Raw genomic sequence first — 6,102 nt, 5'->3', positions numbered from 1 at the left:
AGGGAGTCTCTCCATCCCCGCCCTCGAGTCATTAATTGTCAGGGGGTGGGCGCCTCAACTCAGGTTGGCAGAGAGGGCAGCCTTTGTCCGCGTGCCTTGTCGACTTTGTGCGCGATCGTGGTCGCTGCGATCAACGGCAAAGATCGACGGCTCAGCAAGGCATAACCTTGTGGGGTAACCAACGGTAAGTTTCACCTGTGCGACTGTCGAAAGTTCTCATCTGTGGCTACCGATCGCTGCCCGATCTGCAGTTCGAGGCGGCGCCCTTCACCGTGCTGTTTGGCAAGAACAACGCCGGGAAAACCAATCTTCTTGAAGCCATTTACGGCGTCATCGCCTCACACGACCCGATGGGCAACTCATCGGGTCGTGTCCTTCGGGACGGCACCGCTCCCCACGGCGCAATCTACGTGGACTTGGAGCCAGGGCTGGCGTTCGATGACACCGTTCTCGCCGCAACCCCCGAATGGGCACCAGTCCCTCAGGGAGTCTTGCGTTTTCGTGAGCTGCCGCCGGGGCAGGTGTGCTTCGCCCGGGCTGACCGGGTATCGGAGCTGTGGTTCACCGACGTCGGCGACTACTTCGAACAACGCGAACTTCCCGGCCTCATCCTCAATTACGAGGTCGACGACGACGGGGAGCCGGGGATCTACGAGATCGACCAGCAGGCCAGGTCTTCCGACGGGCCGCGGCTTGGCGCCCTGTTTCTTGGTTGGGAGTTCGGCGACATCGACCATTGGGTCACCTCGGCAATGGACAGATTGAGCGCGGTCCCCGATCGGATGCACGGCACCGGCGGTGGATTCGCTTACCGATACATTCCGGGTCGGCGGGGATGCCTTGAGCTCGTGGATGGCGCGGAATCTTCCGGGCAGTGGCAAGTTCGACCCGAGGTGCATGCTCGGCTGGATCAGCTTGCAAACCTGGCTACCGATCTATTGCCTGACTTCCTTGACGGCGCGATCCGCGCAAAGTTCCAAGTGCCCACCGGCTGGCACGACTCGCCGCGAGTGCGGATCGAATACGAGGAGCGCGATAGCGGCAATCGTCGCTCGCTGCAAGACTTCGGACGAGGTGCCTCACGCTGGCTGGCCATCGCGGTGCAAGTAGCCCTGCAAATCATGGAGTCGGACTGGGTGACGTCGAAATTGCCGGTTTCGATGGAAAAGGCATTCTCTGGTCAGGTGTTGTTGGTGGATGAACCTGAGGCCCACCTGCATCCCTCTGCGGTCGCCAGCATCGTGCGCTGGTGCCAGCGCATGGTGAAATGCGGGTTCCAGATCGTAGCCGCGTCACATCACGAAGAATTCTTGCGCGCCTCTGGTAGTGACATCAGGTTCGTCAAGGTCAGCCGGGGCATCACGACATCGACCGACGCGACCGGCAAGCTGCATCGCCACGTCCACACCAGGACCCGTACCGTGCTGAGTACCGCGACTGCCGTGCTGCAAGAACTGGCCGCCGAGGTCGGCATGCACCCCGCTGCGGCTTTCGCCCTGCACCGCGCGATCCTGTTTGTCGAGGGACCGCTCGACGAAGCCGTGCTCGACGAATACGCAGGTTCCCGATTCGATGCGGCGGGCGTCGTGATGATCCCCATTCACGGCACCAAGAACCTCGAGGGCCTCATCGACGGCGAATTTACGACCCGTCTTGGCATCAAAGCGGGCGTGTTGACCGACAACACTCAAACCGCGACGATTTGGGATCGATCCAACCGCAAACGGTCGAGCGAGGAAATCAAGATCGTCCGATTGATCAATAGGTTCCAGGAGCAAGGGCTTCCCCCACCAGACCTCTTCGGTGTACCCGAAGACGATTTGCTCTTCGCGTTACCGACGGCAGCCGTGCGCGACTACCTGAACGGCCCATTCCCAGACTGGCAGGAACTGCGTGAGGAATGCCGGGCGGCCCAAGGTCTCGGACCGTCGGACTCTGCCGACTGGAAGTCCTACGCGCACACCCACTACGGGCTGCCCCTTACGACGGCAAGCGGTGTGCGCAAAATCGTGCGTTACCTCGATCTCGCCGGAACCGAAATGCCGTCTATCCAAGCAGTCGTCGAGGACATCATCGCTTGGGCGATGAGCACTTGATCGGATCTTGCGTTCAACTGCTGCGCGCGAAAATTAGTGCACCGCCACGCGTTACCGATTGCCTTGTCGCACTTCAAGGTCCAATGCGGCGTTACAAGTGGGCGTCGCCGAAGATCAGACAGCGGCGGCGGGCCTTGTCACCGAATCACCCAATCGCACAATCACCCTGTCACCGGAAGTCTTCGGGTGCGCAACGAGGGGTCCGTTGCAAGTGAGTTGTCTTCAGCTGGGTACTCGCAAAGGGTTCACTGTTGCGCGATTCGTAGCACACCGTGCTGCCTGCCCGGTGAGAAGCGCTGGGGGGCAACGAGACCTTCGCCGAACGATTCGGCATCGGACAGCTCCGACTGCTCATTTCCCATGCTGCATGCGTGGGCCGAGATTCCGCAGGTGCTGTGCCGCTGCCCCTTTCGCGCTTCGCGCTGGCGTCTGTCGTCCGTGCGTTAGGGGCAGGCGCCGCCGGTGACCGGGCAGATGTCCGGATCGTAATCACGGTGCAGGCGCGTGCTGATGAACTCGGCGTTGCGGCCGAAGCCAGGGGTGAGCCAGCGCCCAATAACCATCACGCTGACGTGGTGTGCGCCGGCTGCGCGCAGCGCCCATGCTGCTGACTGCGCCCGCGAGCCGGTGGTCCAGGTGTCGTCGAGGACCAGGATGTGCTGACCGGTCAGGCGCCGTGAGGACGCGACCGTGAACTGGGTAGCCGATACCACCCGCTCCCCCGTGGCGCCGGGTGCCGGCAGCAGGGCGAGGTCGTCGCTGGTGGTCTTCATCGCCGCTGCGAGTGCTACGAACGGGTGCACGCCGGGCCGGCGGTTCAGTGAGGGCACCGCCACCCGTGCGTTGACCGGTTGTCCCACGAGTCTCTCGATGCAGGTCTGATGCCGCATGAGCCCGACGTAGAGCAGCCTGCGCAGCACGCGTCCGTGCTGCTGGCGGGCGTGGCCACTGACGTCATCCTTGTAGTGGCGCAACACAATTCCTGATTGCCGGCGCTCGATGCCATATACCAGCGGGACTACGATGTCTGCGGCTCCCTCGGCGGTCCTGTACTGCTGGCAGCGGAAACACCGTTCGAATCCGTCGACCGGTGTGCCACAGGCGGCGCAGGTGACGAAGGGCTCGCGGATGACGTTTCGCAGGTAGCCGCCGGCCTGGCTGACGAGCAGTCGCGCGGTCTGGCCGACCGGGTCGCTCGGGTCGTTCACCGCCGACTCGGTCGTCCCGCCGACGGTGCCACCACTTCGAGTTCCTCGCTGTCATCTTCGCGAAGGATCTCTTCGACGATGGCCATCACCTCAGCAGTGCTACCGGCGACGTAGACACCGGGCCGCTCGCGCAGGTCTTTCCCCCAGGTCGTCGCTTTCACCACGAGGTCGGTCAGGATCACCGGGCGCCCGTGCTCTACGCCGACCCGCGCCTGGATGCGGGTGCCGCTGTGCTCGCCGGCCTCGATGATGATCGAGGCCCGTCCCAGTCCCGACATGGTGATGTTGCGCATCGGGAAAGAGTGCTTGGTCGGCGGCGCGTCGGGCAGGAATTGGGACACCAGGACGCCGGCGGCGGCGACCTGGTCGTGCAGTTCGCGGTGGCTGGCCGGGTAGACCCGGGTGATCCCGGTGCCTAGTACGCCGATCGGTCGCCCGCCGGCGCGCAACGTGGCCTCGTGCGCGGCGCCGTCGATACCGGCTGCCAGGCCCGAGATCACCGCGATGCCGCGCTCGGTCAGTCGTTCGGCGACGCGGGCGGCGATCGTGCGTCCCCGCCCGGTGGCATCACGCGATCCGACCACTGAGACCCCCGCTTCCTCGGCCCGCAGCTCGCCTTTGACGAACAGCAGCGGCGGCATCTGGTGAACACCGCGCAGCCACACCGGATATTGCGCATCCAGGATGGTCACGAGCTGGAAGCCCGACGAGGGATTCGTCCACCCGTTGAGCTGCTGCCGGGCCGCCTGTAGGGCGGGGTCGGCCATCCCGTCGAGGGTGGGCGGATGCAGGTCATGCCAGACCGCGAGCGCCGAGCTGCGCAGGGCCACTTCGGAAGCGATTGTCGACCAGGAGGTCTTGCCGGCGCGCTCCCCTGCCAGAGCGGGCCGCTCGGTCAGCAGCGCCAGTAGCGCCGCGCGTTCCTCGTCGGCGCGTCGGTCGCCCAGGGGCTGCAGCGTGCGGCCAGCGCCGAGGTTGGGCCACGCGGAGGCGCCGGGCCAGCTCACGTCCATCGGCCGCCTCCTTCCCCGGTCGGGCAGCACGTGCTCGGCTACCGATATGACCAAGTACACGCAGTCTATTCCTGACCGTGTCGACGTCGCGGACACGGCGCACCCGCTGGATGCCCCGAAGATTCCGGTGGCGGCCCGAAGTCTCGACCGTTCAGCAGCCCGATGCGCCGCCCACGCTGTCCTCCCCGGCTTATGCGCAGCATGAGAGGGGCCGCGACACAGCGAACTGAATGGTGTTGCTAGTCAGCATGATTGATCGACATTTGAGCAGGAGGCTTTGCCACATTCCAGACGGTGTGCGGTGCCCGGGGTTCTACGAGAACGTGTTGGTTTGTGGACTCAGCGGCTGAGTTCGACGACCTCGCGCTTGATGACCCAGCAGGCATCAACTGGTTCAGCGGGGTGTAATTCGCCAGCGACGCACAGGTGGCCGGAGGGTCCCGCTTGACCCCGTGCGGTAGTGGAAACGAGCCTGCACGGCTTCAACAGCCTGGTGTAGAGAGGGGGCGACGGTCGATCTCTGCCAGAAGATTCCCCCAGCGAGAGTCCGCGCAAGTTGTTCTGTCGGGGCGCTCGGAAGAAGTGTGCCGTCCAGCGATTTAGTGCCGGCATCCGTACACCCGGTCGGCGCCGGGAATTTCGATCGTCACGTGTCCGTAGCCGTCCCCCAAATCATCGACTCCGATGTCTATCTCGGCGGTGTGCGGTCCACCTCGCCATATCCAAACCGGCATAGACGGTGCAGTGCGATCCTCTGTGCACCAGGGCACACCCTCGAAGGTTTCGCCAATGGGTAACTGGGCCCTGATCAGCCTGATCGTGTCGTACAGATCCGTGCCCGCTTGCCACTCTTCATGCGGGTAGTCGCAGTTCATGCACCAGTTTGTAGTCAAGGAGCGCGAATTCGGGGGCATCACCAGTCCGAACAGTGTCGTCCTCAACTGAGCGGACGATGTTGAGGTCGGGGGGCGAATTATCGGCGGCGGTGTCGACGGACTCGCCACCGCTGCAGAGCCGGTCGGTTGCGCGGTTGGAACGGTTACGGGCCTGGTTGGGGGCGAGGGCTGATCGAAAATCGCCACCAGTACGAATACAACCACGCTGATTGCGCCCACGGCCAAGGCCACTCGCACAATAGTGGAGGCAGGCCGACGCTCCTTATGTCGGGAATGCGTAGATAAGGCTGCATCAAAAGCGTTGGGGCTCTGACCATCAGCCTGTGCTGATCTCGAATCCGTTCTGGCTGGCGGCTCCGGCAAAGTCCAGCCGTCGATAACCACGCCTTGCGAGTTAGCGAGAAATCGTCGCGGCCACCACCACCAGTACAAACTCTCCCGTCGGTGGTGCCCGCCGTCCGAGGTGTCCTTCCCTTCCGCATCTGCGCGGAATCCATTGGACGGATCAGGCGACACGAACGTACCCCTCTGGTGGACTGTCCCCATCGTGGTTCATCGCGTGAGACTCCCGTTCGTTGTCCGCAACTACCTGCGACTGGTTAACCGAACACACTGGATCCGGAACCCGCGGGGAATAGGGAACGCACCAGTCCGATTTCGCGTACTCTCGCAGCTGTCATCGGGCGAGGTCATGCCGCCAAGCTACCTTCCGATTCGGGTAGTTGTACACGCCCCAACGAGGGCGCAGCCGTCTTTGCCGAACAGCTTGTCGGTCTCCGGAACCTGTCAACCTAGGTGAGGCGCCGTTTGGTGGTATTTACTGAGTTTCCTCCTGTGGTTGGTTGGGTCGGTTGATCCATGAGGTATTGGGGATCTTGGGCGGTTCGGG

Annotated in this window: 4 protein-coding genes; 1 reads left to right on the top strand and 3 read right to left on the bottom strand. The window is 63.6% G+C overall.

Going from position 1 to position 6,102, the window contains the following annotated elements:
- Nucleotides 1–197: 197 nt before the first annotated feature.
- A complete protein-coding gene (locus BST27_RS29430; RefSeq protein WP_069422601.1) occupies nucleotides 198–2,096 on the top strand; it encodes an ATP-dependent nuclease in 1,899 nt (632 codons plus the stop codon).
- Nucleotides 2,097–2,539: 443 nt separating this feature from the next.
- Here BST27_RS29430 and BST27_RS29425 read toward each other — a convergent pair whose 3' ends face one another.
- The 3 genes from BST27_RS29425 to BST27_RS29415 form a co-directional block, all read right to left on the bottom strand.
- Nucleotides 2,540–3,304 (bottom strand): hypothetical protein, encoded by a 765-nt coding sequence (locus BST27_RS29425; protein WP_069422602.1) that lies wholly within the window; start codon nucleotides 3,302–3,304, stop codon nucleotides 2,540–2,542.
- Nucleotides 3,301–4,317 carry a DNA-processing protein DprA gene (locus tag BST27_RS29420; protein WP_079220311.1) on the bottom strand — a complete coding sequence of 339 codons (1,017 nt, stop codon included), beginning with the start codon at nucleotides 4,315–4,317 and terminating at the stop codon, nucleotides 3,301–3,303. Before BST27_RS29420 ends, BST27_RS29425 begins: the two co-directional genes overlap by 4 nt.
- Before the next feature lie 599 nt (nucleotides 4,318–4,916).
- On the bottom strand, nucleotides 4,917–5,192 hold the full coding sequence (locus BST27_RS29415) for a hypothetical protein (RefSeq protein WP_069422603.1): 276 nt from the start codon (nucleotides 5,190–5,192) through the stop codon (nucleotides 4,917–4,919).
- Nucleotides 5,193–6,102 lie beyond the last annotated feature (910 nt).

The organism is Mycobacterium intermedium (genome assembly GCF_002086275.1).
GTDB lineage: Bacteria > Actinomycetota > Actinomycetes > Mycobacteriales > Mycobacteriaceae > Mycobacterium > Mycobacterium intermedium.
The sequence above is the reverse complement of the archived record's forward strand: the minus strand, read 5'-3'. Positions and strand labels throughout refer to the sequence as shown.

Coding starts and splice junctions, on each gene's coding strand:
- BST27_RS29420 (WP_079220311.1), bottom strand. CDS start 4,317: ATGGACGTGAGCTGGCCCGGCGCCTCCGCGTGGCCCAACCTCGGCGCT.
- BST27_RS29415 (WP_069422603.1), bottom strand. CDS start 5,192: ATGAACTGCGACTACCCGCATGAAGAGTGGCAAGCGGGCACGGATCTG.